Source organism: Streptomyces sp. NPDC049687 (assembly GCF_044465285.1).
Taxonomy (GTDB): Bacteria; Actinomycetota; Actinomycetes; order Streptomycetales; family Streptomycetaceae; genus Streptomyces.
Map to the genome: position 1 here is coordinate 1 of NZ_JBITLN010000027.1, position 18,460 is coordinate 18,460.

At 71.4% G+C, this 18,460-nt stretch carries 18 protein-coding genes and 5 pseudogenes; 19 read left to right on the top strand and 4 right to left on the bottom strand.

Going from position 1 to position 18,460, the window contains the following annotated elements; genetic code table 11:
* The 9 genes and pseudogenes from ACIBVL_RS41665 to ACIBVL_RS41705 all read left to right on the top strand — a co-directional run.
* Nucleotides 1-288 (top strand): aldehyde dehydrogenase family protein (locus ACIBVL_RS41665; protein WP_399106222.1); only part of this gene is annotated, 288 nt, incomplete at its 5' end.
* An 87-nt stretch (nucleotides 289-375) separates the two neighbouring features.
* Nucleotides 376-474, top strand: a pseudogene (locus ACIBVL_RS41670) (IS5/IS1182 family transposase); the annotation flags it as partial.
* A 68-nt stretch (nucleotides 475-542) separates the two neighbouring features.
* A pseudogene (locus ACIBVL_RS41675) lies at nucleotides 543-709 on the top strand (transposase); the annotation flags it as partial.
* Between the two features lie 113 nt (nucleotides 710-822).
* Nucleotides 823-1,776 (top strand): annotated as a pseudogene (locus ACIBVL_RS41680) (IS3 family transposase); the annotation flags it as partial.
* 313 nt (nucleotides 1,777-2,089) lie between these two features.
* Complete coding sequence (locus ACIBVL_RS41685; protein WP_399106224.1) at nucleotides 2,090-2,650, top strand: RNA polymerase sigma factor; 561 nt, start codon at nucleotides 2,090-2,092, stop codon at nucleotides 2,648-2,650.
* Complete coding sequence (locus tag ACIBVL_RS41690) at nucleotides 2,647-3,480, top strand: zf-HC2 domain-containing protein (RefSeq protein ID WP_399106226.1); 834 nt, start codon at nucleotides 2,647-2,649, stop codon at nucleotides 3,478-3,480. The genes ACIBVL_RS41685 and ACIBVL_RS41690 overlap by 4 nt, the downstream gene beginning before the upstream one ends.
* Before the next feature lie 181 nt (nucleotides 3,481-3,661).
* Entirely contained in the window at nucleotides 3,662-4,468 is an 807-nt protein-coding gene (locus ACIBVL_RS41695) for an ABC transporter ATP-binding protein (RefSeq protein WP_399106227.1), read from the top strand.
* Nucleotides 4,465-5,862, top strand: a complete 1,398-nt coding sequence (locus tag ACIBVL_RS41700; protein WP_399106229.1) for a hypothetical protein — start codon at nucleotides 4,465-4,467, stop codon at nucleotides 5,860-5,862. The genes ACIBVL_RS41695 and ACIBVL_RS41700 overlap by 4 nt, the downstream gene beginning before the upstream one ends.
* Nucleotides 5,859-6,446, top strand: coding sequence for a hypothetical protein (locus ACIBVL_RS41705; protein WP_399106231.1), 588 nt, complete (start codon nucleotides 5,859-5,861; stop codon nucleotides 6,444-6,446). Before ACIBVL_RS41700 ends, ACIBVL_RS41705 begins: the two co-directional genes overlap by 4 nt.
* A gap of 113 nt (nucleotides 6,447-6,559) precedes the next feature.
* Here ACIBVL_RS41705 and ACIBVL_RS41710 read toward each other — a convergent pair.
* Nucleotides 6,560-7,089: pseudogene (locus ACIBVL_RS41710) on the bottom strand (hypothetical protein).
* Nucleotides 7,090-7,555: 466 nt separating this feature from the next.
* Nucleotides 7,556-8,179, bottom strand: coding sequence for a TetR family transcriptional regulator (locus ACIBVL_RS41715; RefSeq protein ID WP_399106233.1), 624 nt, complete (start codon nucleotides 8,177-8,179; stop codon nucleotides 7,556-7,558).
* A gap of 222 nt (nucleotides 8,180-8,401) precedes the next feature.
* On the opposite strand from ACIBVL_RS41715, the gene ACIBVL_RS41720 reads away from it, so the two are divergent.
* From ACIBVL_RS41720 to ACIBVL_RS41760, 9 genes and pseudogenes are all read left to right on the top strand, one after another.
* Nucleotides 8,402-9,490: an alkene reductase gene (locus ACIBVL_RS41720; RefSeq protein ID WP_399106235.1), complete on the top strand. Its 1,089-nt coding sequence runs from the start codon at nucleotides 8,402-8,404 to the stop codon at nucleotides 9,488-9,490.
* Between the two features lie 156 nt (nucleotides 9,491-9,646).
* Nucleotides 9,647-10,126, top strand: coding sequence for a 2Fe-2S iron-sulfur cluster-binding protein (locus tag ACIBVL_RS41725; protein ID WP_399106315.1), 480 nt, complete (start codon nucleotides 9,647-9,649; stop codon nucleotides 10,124-10,126).
* Nucleotides 10,123-10,581: an FAD binding domain-containing protein gene (locus ACIBVL_RS41730; protein ID WP_399106237.1), complete on the top strand. Its 459-nt coding sequence runs from the start codon at nucleotides 10,123-10,125 to the stop codon at nucleotides 10,579-10,581. Before ACIBVL_RS41725 ends, ACIBVL_RS41730 begins: the two co-directional genes overlap by 4 nt.
* Nucleotides 10,578-10,841 (top strand): hypothetical protein, encoded by a 264-nt coding sequence (locus tag ACIBVL_RS41735; protein WP_399106238.1) that lies wholly within the window; start codon nucleotides 10,578-10,580, stop codon nucleotides 10,839-10,841. Before ACIBVL_RS41730 ends, ACIBVL_RS41735 begins: the two co-directional genes overlap by 4 nt.
* Before the next feature lie 160 nt (nucleotides 10,842-11,001).
* Nucleotides 11,002-11,233 (top strand): annotated as a pseudogene (locus ACIBVL_RS41740) (aldehyde dehydrogenase family protein); the annotation flags it as partial.
* Complete coding sequence (locus ACIBVL_RS41745; RefSeq protein ID WP_399106240.1) at nucleotides 11,126-11,692, top strand: aldehyde dehydrogenase family protein; 567 nt, start codon at nucleotides 11,126-11,128, stop codon at nucleotides 11,690-11,692. The pseudogene ACIBVL_RS41740 and the gene ACIBVL_RS41745, both read left to right, overlap by 108 nt.
* A gap of 43 nt (nucleotides 11,693-11,735) precedes the next feature.
* A complete protein-coding gene (locus ACIBVL_RS41750; protein ID WP_399106242.1) occupies nucleotides 11,736-12,332 on the top strand; it encodes a nuclear transport factor 2 family protein in 597 nt (198 codons plus the stop codon).
* Complete coding sequence (locus ACIBVL_RS41755) at nucleotides 12,332-13,387, top strand: maleylacetate reductase (protein WP_399106244.1); 1,056 nt, start codon at nucleotides 12,332-12,334, stop codon at nucleotides 13,385-13,387. Before ACIBVL_RS41750 ends, ACIBVL_RS41755 begins: the two co-directional genes overlap by 1 nt.
* A gap of 11 nt (nucleotides 13,388-13,398) precedes the next feature.
* Nucleotides 13,399-14,337 carry a dioxygenase gene (locus ACIBVL_RS41760; RefSeq protein ID WP_399106246.1) on the top strand — a complete coding sequence of 313 codons (939 nt, stop codon included), beginning with the start codon at nucleotides 13,399-13,401 and terminating at the stop codon, nucleotides 14,335-14,337.
* A gap of 450 nt (nucleotides 14,338-14,787) precedes the next feature.
* Here the strand turns inward: ACIBVL_RS41760 and ACIBVL_RS41765 are convergent, their stop codons facing one another.
* Nucleotides 14,788-15,987: an FAD-dependent monooxygenase gene (locus ACIBVL_RS41765; protein WP_399106248.1), complete on the bottom strand. Its 1,200-nt coding sequence runs from the start codon at nucleotides 15,985-15,987 to the stop codon at nucleotides 14,788-14,790.
* 147 nt (nucleotides 15,988-16,134) lie between these two features.
* On the opposite strand from ACIBVL_RS41765, the gene ACIBVL_RS41770 reads away from it, so the two are divergent.
* Entirely contained in the window at nucleotides 16,135-16,914 is a 780-nt protein-coding gene (locus ACIBVL_RS41770; protein ID WP_399106250.1) for an IclR family transcriptional regulator, read from the top strand.
* A 176-nt stretch (nucleotides 16,915-17,090) separates the two neighbouring features.
* On the opposite strand, the gene ACIBVL_RS41775 is transcribed toward ACIBVL_RS41770, so the two are convergent.
* Complete coding sequence (locus tag ACIBVL_RS41775; RefSeq protein WP_399106252.1) at nucleotides 17,091-18,311, bottom strand: MerR family transcriptional regulator; 1,221 nt, start codon at nucleotides 18,309-18,311, stop codon at nucleotides 17,091-17,093.
* Nucleotides 18,312-18,460 lie beyond the last annotated feature (149 nt).

The following is an 18,460-nucleotide window of genomic DNA, read 5'->3' on the forward strand; positions in this document are numbered from 1 at the left end:
CTCGCCGTCGTCGAAGTCGAAGACCTCGATGCCGCCATCGCCTTCATCAACGAACGCGACAAGCCCCTCGCGCTCTACGCCTTCACCGAGTCCGAAGCCGTCAAGTCGCGCCTGGTGAACGAGACGTCCTCCGGCGGCGTCGCCTGGGGCCAGCCGGCGATGCAACTGCTCATGCCCGGCCTGCCTTTCGGCGGCGTCGGCGAAAGCGGCATGGGCCGCTACCACGGCCGGTACTCCCTCGAGACGTTCAGCCACCTCAAGGCTGTCGCGGACGTCCCGCTCAGCTAGGCCGTTCCGTTCGAATCATCTGATGGTTGGTCCGGGTGTGCCGTTGACTGATGCCGGGGCTCCCGGCCGACCTTCGCTTCCCATTAGGCCTACTCCTCGCGTGCCAACCGCCAGCACCTGCGCAGGCGCGGAATCCGTGCGGTCATCCCCGTCCCGGCCGACCAGCAGGCGCACCGCCTTCGACGGGACCTGTCCCTGAGTGGTGGACACCTCTGAGCCTGGCCCCGGCAGGGGCCGAGTAGGAGGGATCTCTTATGGTGATGAAGGTCTACTCGCCCGAGTTCAAGGCGGACGCTGTCGCGCTGTACCTGTCGGACCCGAGCTACACCTTCGAGGGCATCGGCAAAGATCTGGGAATCAGCCGGGAGACGCTGCGTAACTGGGTCCGGGCCGAGCGGGCCCGCCACGGCGGGGGGCACGACGAGCACGAGCACGGAGACGAACACGGTGGATTCCCCTCCGACGGCCGAGGAGCTTCAGGCCGAGAACGAGGCCCTGCGCCGGGAGCTGGCAGCGGTGCGCAAAGAGATGCAGAAACTGGCCACCGAGCGCGACATCCTGCGCAAGGCGACGAAGTTTTTCGCACAAGAGATGACCTGGTGAACCGCTTCCAGTTCATTGAGGACCACCACCGCGCCCTGGGGCGTGAAGCGGTTGTGTGCCGTGTTGGAGGTGGCCCGCTCCAGCTTCTACAAGTGGCGGGCCGGCAGTGAGGCCCGCGCCGCGCGCGAGCGGGCCGATGCCGCGCTTGCCGAGCGGATCCGAGCCGTGCATGCGGAGTGGGACGGCACCTACGGCCGCCCTCGGATCACCGCCGAGCTGCGCGAGGAGGGCGAGCGCGTGAACCACAAGCGCGTCGGGCGGGTGATGCGGAAGTTCGATATCGCCGGGCTGCGGCTGCGCAAGCGTCAGGTCACCACCGTGCCCGAACCGTCCGCCATCCCGGTGCCGGACCTGTTCCGGCGCGACTTCACCGCGAGCGCGCCGAACAGCAAGTACGTCGGCGACATCACCTACCTGCCGGTGGGCGACGGCGAGTTCCTGTATCTGGCGACGGTGATCGACTGCTTCTCCCGCCGCCTGGTGGGCTGGTCGATCGCCGACCACATGCGCACCTCGCTGGTCGCCGACGCGCTCATGGCTGCCGCTGCGACCCGCGGCAACCTGGCCGGAGCCGTATTCCACAGCGATCACGGAGCCCAGTACACCTCTCGCGAATCCGCCGGAATCTGCGCCGAGTTGGGGGTGCGGCAGTCCATGGGCGCGGTCGGCACGAGCGCGGACAATGCACTCGCCGAGTCGTTCAACGCCGCCCTCAAACGCGAGACGCTGCGTGGTGCCCGCCGTTACGACGGGGTTCGTGCCTGCCGCCTGGCGGTCTTCCGCTGGACCACGCGCTACAACACCCGCCGCAGGCACTCGGCGAACGGACAGCAGGCACCGATCGCCTACGAACAGCAGTCAGCCACCCTGACCCTTGCCGCATAACGACACGAACAGGTGTCCACCTCTCGCGTCGGCCACCTCCTCGGGGCTCGCGGCTCTGGCCGCGGGCGCCAGCCGGTGTCGTAGGGCCAGCCGGGCCCGGCGCTCCGCGGCGCCGACGTACCGCTCCCCGTCACCCATACCGACCTCCGGCCTCCACCCGCACGTCTTCCTCCTCGCATCCTGCCCCACCGCACCGACAACGCCGTCCGGCCGCGAGGAGAAGGTGAACCCACGTCGCCTGACGGCCTTTGGGGGTGTGACGCGGATCACGCCCGGGGGAAAACCTGTGGCGCGGTCCGGGCGTCTAGCCGGTGTGAGATCAGTCAGGACAGGGCCGCACGGGCTGGACGAGGAGCATCTCGTCCGGCAGGTGGCGAGGGGCGACCGCGCGGCGTTCGAGGAGCTGTACCGCCGTACGTCGCCGTGGATGGCGGTGCGGCTGCGCCGCCGCTGCGCCGACGAGCAGATCGTCGCCGAGGTCATGCAGGAGACGTATCTGGCGGTGTGGCGCGCGGCGGGCGCGTTCACCGGGGCCGCGGCCGGGGGGACGGCCGTCGGCTGGTTGTGGACGATCGCCGCCCGCCGCCTGGTCGACGCGTTCCGGCGCCGGGCCCACCACGCGGAGCCGCCCCCCGAGGCCGCCCCGCGATCGGTGGCGCCCGCCGCCGAGGAGGAGGCGCTCGCGGCCACCGTCGGCGGTGACGTCGGCGACGCGCTGCGGCGCCTCGCGCCCGAGCTCAGACAGGTGCTGGAGGCCATGGTGCTCGACGGGTTGTCCGTGCGGGAGACCGCCGTCCTGCTCGGGCTGCCCGAGGGCACGGTCAAGACCCGTGCCCGCCGGGCCCGGACCGCGATGCGGGAGGCGCTGACATGAGCGGGGAACACGCGTCGATGCGGATCATCGACGGTTACGCGCGCGGCGACACGGGCCTCGCCGCCGACGAGGTGTGGGCCCTGGAGGCCCACCTGGAGACGTGCGCGGTGTGCCGCGACCGCCTGTCGGCCGCCGTCGGCACCGGGGCCCCCGCCGTGGCGGCACTGGTCGACACCGTGTGGGCCGGCCTCGAACCCCGGTTGGCGACGGCCGTCACGATGCCGCGCCGACGGCGCTGGTCGTCCGCGCTGTCGCGGCTGTTCCGATGGACGACGCCGGTGATGGTGCCGTGGCTGGCCATGATCGTCGGCGTGACGCTGGTCGCGCTGCTGCTGGACCTGGCCGGCGGCAGACCGGGCTCGGGCGAGGTGTCGCCGGTGCTGCTGCTCGCCCCGGTGCTGCCCGTGCTCGGGGTCGCGGCGTCCTGGTCGCGCGGTCTGGACCCGGCGTACGAACTGACGGCCTCCGTACCGCGGGCGGGCCTGTACCTGGTGCTGCGGCGTACCGCGTCCGTGCTCGCGGTGGTCGTCCCGGCACTGCTGCTGTGCGGATGGGTGACAGGGGTGACGGCCGCCCAGTGGCTGCTGCCCTGTCTGGCCCTCACCGTCACGACCCTGGCGCTCGGCGGTCTCGTCGGCGTGACCCGCGCCGCCCTCGCACTGGCGACCCTGTGGGTCGCCCTGGTCGTGGCGCCCAGCCTCGCCGACGGCCAGACGTCCCTCGCCCTGCGGACGGTCGCCCTGCCCGCGTGGGCGCTGATCCTCGCGCTCGGCACCGCTGTCGTGATCGCCCGCAGGGGTGCCTACGCCGTGCTGGGAGCCCATCGATGACGCCAGGGCCTCTCGTTCGGACCATGCCGGGCGCGCGGGGCCCGGTGCCGCGCCTCGCCGCGTTGTCGTCGGTCACCAGGGCTCCGCCCTGACCCCGTCCTCCGTCTCGCGGTGCACGACACCGGGCCCGATCCCTGATCCGGCCCGACCCGAACGAAAGACCCTAGGAAAGGAACACCACATGACGCCCGCGGTGAGCGTGGCCGACCTCGCACCGACGCCCTACGCCTGGGAGATCCGGGCCACCGGGCTGAAAGTCAGGGTCGGCAGGAACCGGATGGCCGTCGACGGTCTCGACCTCTCGTTGGGCACCGGCGTACACGGCCTGCTCGGCCCCAACGGGGCGGGCAAGACCACCCTCATCCGGGCCCTGGCCACCGTGCTGCGCCCCACCGAGGGCACCCTGGAACTGCTTGGCGAGTCCGCCGGCGGCCTGGGCGAACACCGTGCGCTGCGGCGCCGGATCGGCTATCTGCCGCAGGAGTTCGGCTACTACAAGCGCTTCACGGTGCGCGAGTTCGTCGAGTACATGGCCTGGCTCAAGGAGGTGCCCAAGGCGGACATCCCCGCGGCGGTGCAGCGCGCCGTCGAGCGGGTGGGCCTGGCCGACCGCGCCGACAAGCGGATGAAGACCCTCTCCGGCGGCATGGTGCGGCGGGTGGGCATCGCCCAGGCCATCGTCAACGACCCCTCGGTCCTGCTGCTGGACGAGCCGACGGTCGGCCTGGACCCGGCGCAGCGGCTGCGGTTCCGCGAGCTGCTGCAGGAACTGGGCACGGACACCTGCGTGGTGGTGTCGACCCACCTCGTGGAGGACGTGGCCGCCGCCTGCACCGACGTGGTGCTCTTTGCCGAGGGCCGGCTGGTATTCCAGGGCACCCCGGACGAACTGGCGGCCGCGGGCGGCCCCGATGACGTGGGCGACAGCCCGCTGGAGCGCGGCTACTCGGCTCTGCTGAGCCCCGAGCAGGGAAGGGGCGCCTGGTGAACACACGTGTCCTGCGCATCGAGCTGAGGCGCTCCGTCGCTCCCTGGGCCGGCGCCCTGGTCCTCGCCGGCGCGCTGACGGTCATGGAGCTGCTGGACGGCGGATGGGGGACGGGGACCACGGCGTGGACGGCCCAGTGGACGCCCCTCGCCCTGTGGACCCGCGGCCTGCTGTTCTACCTGTGGCCCCTCGCCGTGGGGCTGGGCGCGCTGCAGGGCCTGCGCGACCACCGCTCGAAGATGTCCGAGCTGCTGGCGACCACCTCACGTCCCGCCTGGCACCGCGCCGCCACCCTGGCCGGCACCGTGTCGGTCACCCTGGCCTCGGCCTTCGCGATCCTCGTCCTCGTGGGCGGGGTCCAGGTGCTCGCCCACACCGAGTACACGCATCTCGGCTGGCTGCCGATCTCGCTGGTGGGGGCGTTCTCGCTCGTCGCGGGAGCGGTGCTGGGCATGGGGGTCGGGCGCACCCTGCCGTCCCCGCTCACCCCGCCGCTGCTGACCATGGTCGCCTTCGCGTTCACGGCGCTCATGCACGGGCCCCTCGGCCAGACCCAGACGACCACGGCGGACGGTTTCCCGGTCGCCGAGCCGACGCAGATCTCGCTGCTGTCACCCGTGGTGGCCGACGTGAGCGACGCGCTCGTCACGCTCTCCGCCTCCGTGCACGTCGGGCAGACGGCCTGGCTGCTCGGCCTGGCCGTGACCGGCTTCGCGCTGCTGGTCGCCGCGACCCCGCGTATCCGGCTGCTCGCCCTGACGCCCGTCCTGGCCGGTGCGGCGATCGCCCTGCTCGTCCTGCCCTCCGACCCGCGCCGGATGTTCGTCCTCGACGAGGCCGCCGCGAAGCCGGTGTGCGACGGCCCGGTGTGCGTGACCACGACGCACCAGGACCGACTCGCCGGCCTGGCGGCTCCCGGCAAGGAGGCGCTGCGCCTGCTGCACGGTGCCCTGGGCGGCGAGGCGCCGGTCTCGGTCCGGGAGAACACCGCCGTCCAGCCGAAGGGCAGCACGCCGCGGTGGTCCCGCGACACCGTGCTCTTCGACTTCGACGACGACATCATCGCCGCCGCGCGGGGCGAGGACCTGACCAAGGCCCTCGTCGCCAAGGGCTTGGTGCCGGGGTGCACCCCCGTCGGCTGGTTCAGCTACGGGGAGGAGGACGTCGCGCAGATCGTCGCGGCGGGCTGGGTCCTCGGGGACCTCGGGTCACTGCCCAGCGGCCAGTCGGCGGGTCTGCGCCACGAGATCGACGCCCAGGCACGCGCGGTGTGGAAGGGCTTCAGGGCGCTGCCGCGGGCCGAGCAGCTCAAGCGGATCCACGCGATGCGCGCCGCCGCGCTCTCCTGCGAGGGCAGCACCCTCGACGCGCTGAAGGGCGGTGCGTCGCGGTGAGATGGCTGACGCTGTACGCGCGCTCGCGTCAGGTTCCCGCGTCGCTCGCCGCGGTGCTGATCAGCGCGATGGCGATGGGGGAACTCACCCGGGACGGGAGCGGAGGATCCGGTGACGCGCGGATGCCGGTACTCGTGCTCGCCACGGGGGTGATGGCGGCCTCGGTCGGGCTCGGCGGGCAGGACCTGGGGCTGGACCGGACGGCGGCGGTCCGCTGGGTGCCGCGCAGAGCTGCGCACGTGCTGCTGGCCGGCGCGGTCGTCGCCGCGGCCGTGCTGACCGCGCGGGCCGTGAACGGAGGGATGGGCGAGGGGATCGCAACCACCGCGTTCGTCGTCCGGGACAGCGCGGGTCTGATGGGATTGGCCGCCCTCGGCGCGGCGCTCGCGGGCGGCCAGTACGCGTGGACGCTGCCGTTCGCCTGGCTCTCGTTCGCGCTCTTCGCGCCGCCCCCGACGAGTGCGCCGATGCGGGTGGCGACCTGGATGATGCTGCCCTCCGGCACGGCGGCGGGAACCTGGACGGCCCTCGTCCTCACGGCCGCCGGCACGGCGGCGTACGCCGCCGCGGGACCGAGACGCTGACATTCGCTGGGCGCCGGTTCGGCCGGGGCCTGACGGGCGTCGCGCCGGGCGGGACCACTTCCCGCTTCACGGGCCCGCCGCGTGAAGCGGGGATCCGACGTCCGGGGCCGCGTTCAGGACGTCAGGCCGGGTGCGTCCCACAGGGGGAACCAGCGGGCCTTGTCCGGTTCCAGGCGGAGGTCGTCGGAGAGAGCGGCGGCCACCTGGAGTTCCAGGGCGTTGTCGCGGCGCTGGATCCCGTCGGGAAGTGGGGCGAACGGGTAGAACGTGCCGCGTTTGTAGAGGTACACGAGGGCGAGCGGCCGGCCGCCGGGGTCGGTGAAGTCGGCCAGGGAGCACAGCAGCTGGGGCCGAAGCCGTTGACCTCCATCGCGCTGTTCACCGCGTGCAGATCGTTGACGAGGGCCGACAGCCCCTCGGGCGCGCGGTCCGAGAGCAGCCACGAGTAACCGAAGGTGTTCCGCAACAGCCGTACCGGCGGCCCCGTGCGCTCGGTGTCCGCGTCGAGCAGGGCCTGGACCTCGCGATGCGTCTGCTCGAAGGCCGCGCCCTCGACGGTCGCGAAACAGACCGCGCCCTGACCGGTCGGGGTGAAACCGGCCGCCGCCTCCAGCGTCACCGCCGCCGACGGCAGCGCGAACAGCTGATCGAGATCGGGGACGGAGCATCAACCGCCTGAGGCAGTGGCGCGGCATCGCAACCCGCGACGAGAAGACTGCGGCCATCTACCTGGCCGGACTTCACATCGCCGGCATCATCCTCTGGTCCGCCCGGTGATCCCGACGCGTTGCTCAGCTCACCATTGCGGCATCGAAGCGGATGTGCGCCGCCGGCGTGACCGTGATTGAACGACCGGCGTACTGGATGGTCGAGAAGGTCGTGTTGTGGTGGACGACGACCTGAGCGGCCGACGGCGCAGCACCAGGCGGGCGTTCAGGCGTGGTGTGTCCGTCTGCAACCAGCTGATCGGGGTCTTGTCCGGGTGCAGTTGCCCGGCGCCCCTCCCCCACGGCCCCGCCCACAGGCGCCGTGCCACTCGGCTCGGAACAGGGCGTGGCTCGCCTTCCCGGTCGGCGAGCAAGTGCCGGTCGCAGGCCTCGGGCGGGCGGTTACTCCGTCAGCGCGCCCATTGCCCGATCGAGCAGGACAGCGAGGGGAACAGCACCCTCGCAGGCCACCCACCCTCTCGCGGCCGCGTCCAGGCAGGCGAGGGCGGCTGCGACCAGCGCGGTCGGCCTGGGATCCTCCGGCCGGCCAGGACTGACTTCCAGTCGCCTGGCGATCTCCGGCACCATCTGTTCCCGCCACTTCAACTGCTTCTCGAAGTGCCGGGCGCGCAGTGACGGCGTCTCCTGCAGCATGCGCAGAAAGCTGAGCGTCTGCTCGGGTGCTTCCTCGTTCACCTGCACCAGCACGTCGAAGGCCCGGCGCAGCGCCGCCCAGGGCCGCTCCTCGTCGGGACGGGCGGCGAGCGCTTCCGCGACGTGCTGGCCATTGCCCTCCAGGCCGCCCAGCACGATGTCCTCCTTTGTCCCGAAGTACCGGAACAGGCTGGCGCGCGACAGTCCCGCTTCGGCCGCGATCTGGTCGACCGTCGTCCGGTCGAAGCCCTGAACGGTGAAGAGCCGGAGCGCTACTTCGGTCACTTCCGCGCGAACCGTTGCCCGCATGCGTTCACGCAGACCGGGCGGCTTCGGCGGGGTGTGGTTGGCGGTGCTGACGGAGTCGGTCATACGAGAAATATACAGCGACGACTCAACTTGAGACCCAGTCTCAAGAGCTGCGCCCCGCTTGCAACTGCCGCAACCGGATGCAGGCTCATCTTGAGACTTAGTCTCAGAAGGATATAGAGTCTCTCAACGGAGGCCTCAGTTCGAACGGAGTGTTGCGAGCCGATACCCCGCCGGGCTGCCACCTGTCTCGTTGCCCCGACCCGTTCCTCGAAGGAAGCTGCTATGACTACCGCGTTCGACCCGATCGACCTGAGCGGCAAGACACTCGCCAACCGCATCGCCATGGCACCGATGACCCGCAGCCGCGCCGACGCTCCCGCAGCCACGGCGACGGAGCTGATGGCCACCTACTACGCCCAGCGCGCGAGCGCCGGCCTGATCATCACCGAGGGCATCCAGCCGTCGGCCGGCGGCCAGGGCTACACCAACACCCCCGGCCTGCACTCCGCCCAGCAGGTCGACGCCTGGCGGAAGGTGACCGACGCCGTCCACGCCCAGGGCGGCACGATCTTCGCGCAGCTCATGCACACCGGCCGGATCAGCCACCCAAGCCTGCTGCCCGACCAACTCACCCCCGTCGCCCCCTCTCCCGTCGCGGCGGCGGGCCAGGTGTTCACCTACCAAGGCCCCCAGGACTACGTCACGCCGAAGGAACTGGACCCCGACGGCATCACCCGGACGATCGCCGACTACGCCGACGCCGCGCGCAACGCGATCGCCGCCGGTTTCGACGGCGTGGAGATCCACGGGGCGAACGGCTACCTGATCCACCAGTTCCTCGCCCCCAACACCAATCTGCGCACCGACAGTTGGGGAGGCGGCGCCGCGAACCGGGCCCGCTTCGGTATCGAGGTCGCCACGGCCGTCGCGGAGGCGATCGGCAGCCACCGGACCGGCTTCCGCATCTCCCCCGGCAACCCCTACAACGACATCGCCGAGACCGACCCGGCGGACGTGCTGGAGACCTACACCACCCTGATCGCCGGTCTCGGCCGGCTGGACCTCGCCTACCTGCACCTGATCGAGAACCCGGACCGCGACCTGACCGCCCGGCTGCGCAAGGACTGGCCGACGGCGTTCATCCTCAACCCCTTCACCCACCCCGAGACCACCGGCCCCGGCGCTCTCGCCCACATCGAGGACGGCACCGCGGACCTCATCGCCTTCGGCGCGCTCTTCTTGGCCAACCCGGACCTGCCCGCCCGCCTCGCAGCCGGAGGCCCCTACAACACCCCCGATCCGGCCACCTTCTACGGCGGCGACCACACCGGCTACACCGACTACCCGACGCTGCCCGCCGACAGCGCGTGACCTGAAAAGACGTCACCGCCCGCGAGTGCGGCAAGGCAAGACGCGGCGTTTCGGGCCGCAGGCCACCGGAATCCCTCTGATCCTGACCCATGTGCCTGATGGCGCCCCCTCAAGAGAACGAGTCCACGGGCGAACCGGAGGAATGACACGGCGGAGATCGGGCTGCGGATCAACGGATCCACCCAACGGCGGGACGTCTCACCACAGGTGAGCCTGCTCGAAGCGCTGCACGAGCACCTGGGCCTGACCGGCACCAAGAAGGGCTGCGACCAGGGCGCGTGCGGCGCCTGCACGGTGCTCGCCGACGGCCGGCGGATCAACGCCTGCCTCACACTGGCGGTGCAGTACCAGGGCCGTGAGATCACGACCATCGAGGGGGTCGACCATCCGTTGCAGGCGGCGTTCGTCCGCACGGACGGATTCCAGTGTGGCTACTGCACGCCGGGCCAGATCTGCTCGGCGATCGGCATGCTCGCCGAGTACAGGGAAGGCGCGCCCAGCGCGGCGACCGAGCACCTCGCCGCCACCGGCCTGGAGTTGGACGAGGCGGAGATCCGGGAGCGGATGAGCGGCAACCTGTGCCGCTGCGGCGCCTACAACGGCATCGTCTCGGCGATCAAGGAGGTCGCGAAGTGAAGTCGTTCTCCTATCTCAGCGCACCGGACGTGGGCACGGCGCTGCGCACGATCGCGGACAGCGATGACGTGAAGTTCCTCGCGGGCGGGACGAACCTCGTCGACCTCATGCGGGAGGGCATCGAACACCCGGCGACGGTCGTGGACATCACCCGCCTGCCGCTGACCGGGATCGAGGAACTGCCGGAGGGCGGGATCCGTGTCGGGGCGCTGCTGAGCAACAACCGGCTCGCGGCGGACCCCCTCATCCGCACTCGCTACCCCGTGCTGGCGCAGGCGATCCTGCACGGGGCGTCCGCCCAGCTGCGGAACATGGCGACCGTGGGAGGCAACCTGCTGCAGCGCACCCGCTGCATGTTCTCAGTAGCCGTGATCGAACGCAGCTCGATCTCGCAGAAAGGCAGGATCACGAGAAGGTCGATGCCGGTAGCCATTCGCCGGGGTGCGTCCGCGTGACGATGGAGAACGACGTCGTCCTGGTCACCGACGCGGGCTCGGGTATCGGGCGGGGGGGGGAGGCCCAAGCCTTCCACGAGGGCATCACGGTGCACGGCACAACCGCGATCACCACATGGCCCCAGGAGATGCACATCGTCTTCGACGAGGACCTCCCGCCGTTCCCGGTCCAGGAGGCGGTGACGCGGGTGTGGGAGGAGACCGCGGAAGGCCGGCGCCTGGCGCACCTGCACGAGGCCGAGCGCATGCCGCCGGCCTGAGACACGAGAAGCCCGAGGCCCAGGAGGGCCGACCGCCCTGAACCCTCATGCGGCTGTTCGATGAACGGACATGAGGGTTCAGGGCATGCCGCCGTGGGCGGAGAGTTCGACCCGCAGGGTTCGTGCGGCGATCGCCGCTGCTGTGGAGATGAGGCAACACATGTCAGCCACTGAGACCGAGGCTCCCCCGTCCGGCGCGGTCCTGACCAGCGACCTCCTCATCGCGGGCGAGCACGTCGCGGCCAGGGACGGCCGCCACTTCCATACGACCGAGGCCCTCACCGGTGAGCCGATCGCGCGGGTCGCGGCGGCCTCCGTCGAGGACGTCGACCTCGCGGTGGACGCGGCGGCCGCCTTTCCGGAGTGGTCGAGCCTCCCGCCGGCCGCGCGCCGGTCGGTTCTGGGCCAAACTCGTCGTCGGACCCCCGAGCGACCCCGCCTCACAGGTCGGTCCACTCCACGGCGCCGCCCGCGACCACGTGGTCGAGTTGATCGAGGACGCCCGCGCCAAGGGCGCGCAGGTCATGGCGGGCGGCACGGCCGAAGGCCTGTTCGTACACCCCACCGTGCTGCGCGGGGTCACGCCTGGCATGCGCATCTACACCGACCGAGCTGCGCTGGATCACCATCCAGTCGGGAGCCCGCCCCTACCCCATCTGACGATGCGGCGAGGCCGTACGGCGCACGTGACACGGCGTGCGCCGCGCCCCTGGCCCGTGCTCCCATGGCTGTGGGGCCTTGCTGCGGCCTTCAGCCCGGCGGTGGGAGCGGCATGGCTGGCGGACGCCCGAGAAACAGAGGCCTCTCAGCGGCTCGACCGAGAGCTGGAGGAGTTCTTCCGGTCCGTCTGACGAGCCGCTGTACCAGCATCTCCACCCCTCCGAGGAGTCAACAATGTCGCAGGCCGACAACGACCGCCACGAGATACGGCGGCTCATCGAGAACTGGGCGCTGTGGCGCGACGCCGGGGACTGGGGCCGCTTCGCCACGGTCTGGCATCCGCGTGACGGCTGGATGAGCGCCACCTGGTTCCAGGGCAGCGCCACCGACTTCATCAAGGCCAGCCGCGAGGGCTTCGAGAACGGCGTCAGCATCCTGCACTTCCTGGGCGGCCACACTGCGGACGTCGTCGGCGACCGAGCCGTCGCCCAGACGAAGATGACGATCAATCAGCGCGCGAGCGTCGACGGTGTCGAGGTCGATGTCGTGTGCACCGGCCGCTTCTACGACTTCCTCTCCCGCCACGAGGGTCACTGGACCCTGGTGCGCAGGCAGCCGATCTACGAGAAGGACCGGCTCGACGTCGTGGACCCCGCCGCCTCGCTCACGTTGGACCCGGAACTCCTGGACCGGTTCCCGACCGGCTACCGGCACTTGGCCTACCTGCAGACCAAGGCGGGTTTCACGGTGAAGGACGGGCTTCCCGGCCTCACCGGCCCAGCCGTCGAGCAGCTCTACGGCGAAGGCAAGCGATGGCTGGTGGAGGCCTGATGAAGTTCACCCACGTGACCCTTCCCCAGCGGGTGGTCTTCGCGGCCGGGGAGTCACCCGCCGCGGTGGCGGCGGAGGTCGAGGCACTCGGTGGGTCCAAGGTCATGCTGATCGCGTCGGACCGCGAGAAGGGGCTGGCCGAGCCGATCGCCAAGGAGATCCCGGTCGTCCTGCGTCACGGGGAGATCGTGATGCACGTACCGGTCGAGGTCGCGCGAAGGGCCCGTCGGGCGGCGGCCGACACGGGCGCGGACATCCTCGTCAGCGTCGGCGGCGGCTCGACCACGGGTCTGGCCAAGGCGGTGGCGTTGACCACCGGCCTGCCGATCGTCGCGGTGCCCACCACCTACGCGGGCTCCGAGGCGACCAACGTATGGGGCCTGACCGAAGGCGAGACCAAGACCACCGGCGTGGACGACAAGGTGCTGCCCGCCTCGGTCGTCTACGACGCCGGTCTGCTCACCTCCCTGCCTGGCGAGATGACCGTCGCCAGCGGCCTGAACGCGATGGCGCACTGCGTGGACTCGATGTGGGGACCGCGTGCCGACCCGATCGACCGGGCGCTGGCGCAGGAGGGCATCCGCGCACTGGCGACCGGCCTGCCGGCGGTGGCCGACGCCTCCACCGGCGTCGAGGGCATCGAGCAGACGCTGTACGGCGCCTACCTCGCCGCCGTCGCGTTCGCCTCGGCCGGCTCCGGGATGCATCACAAGATCTGCCATGTCCTCGGCGGCATGTTCAACCTCCCGCACGCGCAGACCCACGCGGTCGTGCTGCCCTACGTGCTGGCCTTCAACGCCCCGCACGCTCCCGAGGCGGAGTCCCGTATCGCCCAGGCGTTCGGCTCCCAGAAGGCCGGCGCCGGCCTGGCCGCCCTGCGCAGTGCCCTCGACGCGCCGAGGGCACTGCGCGACTGCGGAATGCCCGGGGACGGCATCGCCAAGGCGCTGGGACCGATCATGAAGGCGATCCCCGACAACAACCCGGCCCCCGTCACCGACGAGAACCTGACCGCGCTGCTGAAGGCGGCGTGGGCCGGCGACCAGATCAACTGAAGGAGGCCGTCATGGCTACCCACGTCAACCCCGGCTCGGCCCAGGCCGGTGCCCACGGCACCGTCTACCCCGCGGTGTCGCCGGAGCAGCAGGCGGTCGAGCAGCAACTCGTCGACACCGTCGTGGCCTCCTTCGACGCCTGCCCGGACCCGCGGCTGCAGGAACTGATGACCTCCCTGGTCAAGCACCTGCACTCCTTCATCCGCGAGGTCCGGCTGACCGAGGAGGAGTGGGGGGCGGCGATCGACTTCCTCACCAAGGCCGGCCACATCACCGACGAGGTCCGGCAGGAGTTCATCCTGCTGTCCGACACCCTCGGCGCGAGCATGCAGACCATCAACGTCAACAACCAGGCCTACCAGGGCGCGACCGAGGCCACCGTCTTCGGGCCGTTCTTCGTCGAGGACTCCCCCGCCATCGAGCTCGGCGGTGACCTGGCCTTCGGTGCCCCCGGCGAGCCCTGCTGGGTCGAGGGCACCGTCACCGACACCGACGGCACCCCGCTCGCCGGAGCGCGGATCGAGGTCTGGGAGGCCGACGAGGACGGGCTGTACGACGTGCAGTACGAGGCCGGCAAGCGCGCCGGCCGGGCGCACCTGTTCTCCGCGGCCGACGGCAGCTACCGCTTCTGGGGCCTCACCCCGACGCCGTACCCCATCCCCGACGACGGACCCGTCGGCAAGATGCTCGAAGCGGTCGGCCGCTCACCGCTGCGCGCCGGCCACCTGCACTTCATGGTGTCCCACGAAGGGACACGCACGCTGGTGACCCACATCTTCCCCGAGGGCGACCCGATCGGCCGCAAGGACACCGTCTTCGGCGTGAAGGACTCACTGGTCAAGCGGTTCGAGCAGCAGCCCGCCGGTACGCCGACGCCCGACGGCCGCGTCCTCGACGGCACCTGGAGCCGGGTGCGCTTCGACATCGTCCTTGCCCCCAAGGGCGTGTGACCCGCCCGCCGTTCCCACCGTGGAGGCGGTTCCCGTCACTGGGGCGGCGCGCCGCCGTCGCGACGGACGCGGAGACGCCGATGGGCGGGCGGCCCGGACGGCACGATGGCCCGCCCGTCCTGCGCACAGCGGCCAGGAACTGACGGTCCCCGGGCCCGGTTACGAAGGCAGCGCCGCCGTCACCGGAACCCATGACGACCGCCCGGTCACCGGCGCCACCTGCATCGAGATCACCAACGGCCGGTAGCGGTCGACGGGGCGAGCGGCGAGCGCTGTGGACGGCCGACCGTCCACAGCGCTCGTCCGGCCCTCCTGCCGGAAGGCGGGCCGCGTCCCGCGCGACTCCCGTCAAGCCGGCAGCAACTCCGCGAAGTCGCGCAGCGGACGCGTGCCGTCCCAGTCGACCGATGCCCGCCACCCCCGGGAGGCACATGTGCCTCCCGAGACCGCTCACAGGGAGGCCGAGACGGCGACCTCGGGGTCGTACTCGTAGATCCAGCCGTTCGCCCCGAGTGGGTCGGCCTGCGAGTACGCCAGGTCGCGGGCGTGCTGCTCAGGGCCGTCCGGAAGGTGGTTGATGTGGGACCTTCCGTGCGACACCTCCTGCAAGCGCGCTGTGCGGCGTCGGCGAACCTCTTCGTAGCGTCCCAGCGCCGCCAACGGGCTGGCCGGGTCCTCCGCGAGACAGAGGGCCAGGACGGCGCCGTCCTCGATCGCCTGGGCAGCGCCCTGTGCGAAGAACGGGAACATCGGGTGGGCCGCGTCACCCAGCAGGGTCGCGTTGCCGCGGTTCCAGTCGTCGAGAGGCTCGCGGTCGAGCAACGCCCAGCGTCCCGGTGTCTCGGCCGACCTGATCAGCTCCACCAGACGGGGATCCCAGCCGTCGAACTCGTCGAGCAGTTCCTCGAGCGTCGCGGTGGCCGTCCACGACTCGACACTGCTCGCGCCGGCCGGTGCGAAGGCGACGAGGTTGACGTAGTCCCCGCCGGAGACCGGGTAGTGCACGAGGTGGTGGTCGGGGCCGATCCAGAGGGTCTGGGCGCGCCGCCTGGCGAATTCGGGTGCCTTGTGTGCCGGCACGAGGGCCCGGTAGGCGCAGATGCCCGACTCCGTGGTCTGAGTCGGCCCGACGATCGCGCTTCGCACGCGTGAGTGGACTCCGTCGGCACCGACGAGGATGTCCGGGCGAACTGTGTCGCCGTCCTCGAACCGCAGCACCGCCTGGTCGCCTTCGAACTCGACCGAGACGCAGCGCCTGCCGAGGTGGAGCGAGTCCAAGGGGACGGCCGACGTCAAGGCATTGAGCAGATCGGCACGGTGGGCGGTGTAGGTGTGCTCGCCGTACAGGCGTTCGCACCCGTCCTGGAGGTTCTCCGCGGAGAGGACGGTGCCGTCCTCCCAGCGCCGGAACTCCCAGCCGATCTCCATCTGCACCGCGCGCTCGATGAACCGGTCCAGCACGCCGAGACGCCGGAGCAGGCGGGCGGCGTTGGGGGCGATCACCAGACCGGCACCGACCTCGGTGAGGGCTGCGGCCTGCTCGTAGACGTCACTGTGGAAGCCCTTGTCGCGGAGGAAGGCCGCAGCGGCGAGGCCCCCGATGCCGCCACCGAGGATCGCGATCCTGGGGCCTGCTTCCGTAGTCATCATGCTCTTTCACTCCCGTTGACCTCTGGCGAGGTGGTGACTGGCTGCCTGCAAGAGTCCGGCAACGTGCGCACTGAAAGAACACCTTCATTCATCCAACGAACACAGGGCGTACAGTCACCTGCGCCGCACCGGATGAAGGAGAGGCCCATGCCTCGCGCGAACGAGCCAGGACGCACTGTCAGCTCCCGACTCTGGGATCTGCTGTTCGCCTTCGACCCCGACAACACCGAGCTGACCCTCGCCGACCTGGTCCGGCGCACCGGCATGCCGCACGCCACCGCCAGACGTCTGACGCTGGAACTCGTGGAGGCGGGCGCGCTGGAGCGCACCAGCGACAACCGCTTCGCGATCGGCCTGCCGCTGTGGCGCCTCGGGACCCTCGCACCACGCGCCGAGACGCTGCGCAGCGCCGCGCAGCCGTTCGTGGAGGACCTGTACACGGCTCTTCGCCAGCATGTGCAGCTGGCCGTGCTCCAGGGCGACCAGGCCGTGATCATCGAGCGCTTGTCGGCCGTCAACGCCGTCGGTCTGACCTCACAGGTCGGCGGCCAGCTGCCCCTGCACTGCTCGGGCGTCGGCAAGGTACTGCTGAGCCACAGCAGTCCGGCGTTCATCGATGAGGTGTTGGCCGGAAGACTGCGACGCTTCACTCCCAGAACGATCGTGGACCCGGCCCAACTCCGTGGCCAGCTGGCGTCCTGTCGCTCGACGGGAACGGTGGTCGTCAAGGAAGAGCTGAGCGAAGGGGCCGAGTCGGTCGCGACGCGCATCGTCGACGGCCGCGGCAAGGTCGTCGCGGCCCTCTCCGTCGTGGTGGCCTCGGGCTCGATCAAACTGCAGGCGGCCGTTCCCTCGCTGGTCGCGAGCGGACTGGGGTTGTCCAGGAGGCTCGGCTGGAGGCCGGGCATCCCCATTCGCACCTCGTGACCTCTCACGGGGCGAGGAAACCTGGCACGCCATGGGCGTCATGACGGGGTTGCCGCCGGGAGAGCCGCATGTGGCCGAGGCGCCATCCCTCATCGGTCGAGAACCACACCCGGGTGGCCACGGCCTGAACCAGGAACGGCGGCAGGTCGGGCAGGCGCCGGACGCGGGCCGGTGGACTACCGCGACACGACCGACTCCAGAATCGCCACCGCCTCGGCCAGCCCCGTCGGACGCGGCAGGCCGGGCACCGCCCGGCCGCCGGCCCAGCCGGGCCCGATCGTCAGGACGGCCGGCTTGCGGCGGGCACCGCGTACCCCCCATTCCATCGCGGCCACGTGCTGTGCCAGCGGACGACTGGCCGTGCCGAGGGACTGCGCCCACAGCGCCACCGCGGCCGGCCCCGTTCTTCGTACGGCCGTGACGAGCGACTCGACGGGCAGGGCACCACCGAACATCCGTACCGGCAGGCCCCGTTCGGCGAGCGCGGCGGCCAGGACCTCCAGCGGCAGCGTGTGGTTCTCCCCCGGGACGCACGCGAGCACCGTGACGGCCCCCGGGCGGTCGGCGACCGGGACGGGAGTGCTGCGCCGCAGCGCGCCGGAGACGTGCCAGGACAGGAAGTGCTCGACCTCGACGTACTTCTCGCCGGAGCTCTCCCACTTGCGGCCGACCGCCTGGAGCGTCGGCATGATCACCTCCATCCAGGCGGTGACCAGCCCGTGCTCGTCGATCGCGGCCTGGAGCAGTTCATCCAGCGCGGCAGCGTCGAGGCGCAGGGCGGCGCGGGCGATGCCCTTGCACTCCTGGCGCACGTCGCCCAGGCGCAGCCCGCTGCCGGCCCGGCTGCGCGCACGGGCCCGGGCGGAGGAGCGCGGGGCCGCGGCGGCGGTCCCGGCAGGGTCCGCTTGCGCCGAGGCTTCCCAGGGGCGTGCGGCCGGGACCGCTCCCGCGGAGGCCTCAGCAAGGTGCCTGGCCCGGTCGGCCTCCGGTGAGGCCACGGCAGCGGGCGCAGCGGGCCGGGCCGGGCCCGCTCCCGGCCGCCAGGGCCTGCCCTGGGCGGGGGAGCACAGCCTCGCACTTGCAGTCCCGGCAGCACGCGCGTCCGCGCCCGCTGCCGGGGGTGCTTCGTCCCGCACCATGCGCGCCGCCTCGGCGGGCGGTATCCCGGTCGCCGTCAGGGCGCACATCCGCTCCAGACGTGCCACGTCCTCGGCGGTCCACCGCCGGTGCCGGCCACCGGTGTGCGCGTCGGGACCGAGGCCGTAGCGGCGGTCCCAGGTGCGGACCGTGGTGGGCGCCACCCCCAGTCGCCTGGCCACCTCGCCGGTGGTCAGACCGCCGCCGGCCTGCGGGGCGCTGGTCGGCCCACTCTGTCCGTCGCGTTCGTGTGCAGCCATGTCTCCCACTGTACGACGCATAAACGACGCAGGTTGCCCTGCGTCGTTTGTGCGCCGAACACTGGCTTCGAGCGCAGAGTCGCCGCTTCACACAGCGCGACCGGTGCTGTTCGGCAGACGGTCTCCCGTCCCGCACGGCATCCGGCAGG

Bases quoted from the DNA above. Each gene is read 5' to 3' on its own strand.
- ACIBVL_RS41715 (WP_399106233.1), bottom strand. From the start codon at position 8,179: ATGACCGACTCCGTCAGCACCGCCAACCACACCCCGCCGAAGCCGCCC.
- ACIBVL_RS41765 (WP_399106248.1), bottom strand. From the start codon at position 15,987: ATGATGACTACGGAAGCAGGCCCCAGGATCGCGATCCTCGGTGGCGGC.
- ACIBVL_RS41695 (WP_399106227.1), top strand. From the start codon at position 3,662: ATGACGCCCGCGGTGAGCGTGGCCGACCTCGCACCGACGCCCTACGCC.
- ACIBVL_RS41760 (WP_399106246.1), top strand. From the start codon at position 13,399: ATGGCTACCCACGTCAACCCCGGCTCGGCCCAGGCCGGTGCCCACGGC.
- ACIBVL_RS41720 (WP_399106235.1), top strand. From the start codon at position 8,402: ATGACTACCGCGTTCGACCCGATCGACCTGAGCGGCAAGACACTCGCC.
- ACIBVL_RS41755 (WP_399106244.1), top strand. From the start codon at position 12,332: ATGAAGTTCACCCACGTGACCCTTCCCCAGCGGGTGGTCTTCGCGGCC.
- ACIBVL_RS41775 (WP_399106252.1), bottom strand. From the start codon at position 18,311: ATGGCTGCACACGAACGCGACGGACAGAGTGGGCCGACCAGCGCCCCG.
- ACIBVL_RS41770 (WP_399106250.1), top strand. From the start codon at position 16,135: ATGCCTCGCGCGAACGAGCCAGGACGCACTGTCAGCTCCCGACTCTGG.
- ACIBVL_RS41750 (WP_399106242.1), top strand. From the start codon at position 11,736: ATGTCGCAGGCCGACAACGACCGCCACGAGATACGGCGGCTCATCGAG.
- ACIBVL_RS41690 (WP_399106226.1), top strand. From the start codon at position 2,647: ATGAGCGGGGAACACGCGTCGATGCGGATCATCGACGGTTACGCGCGC.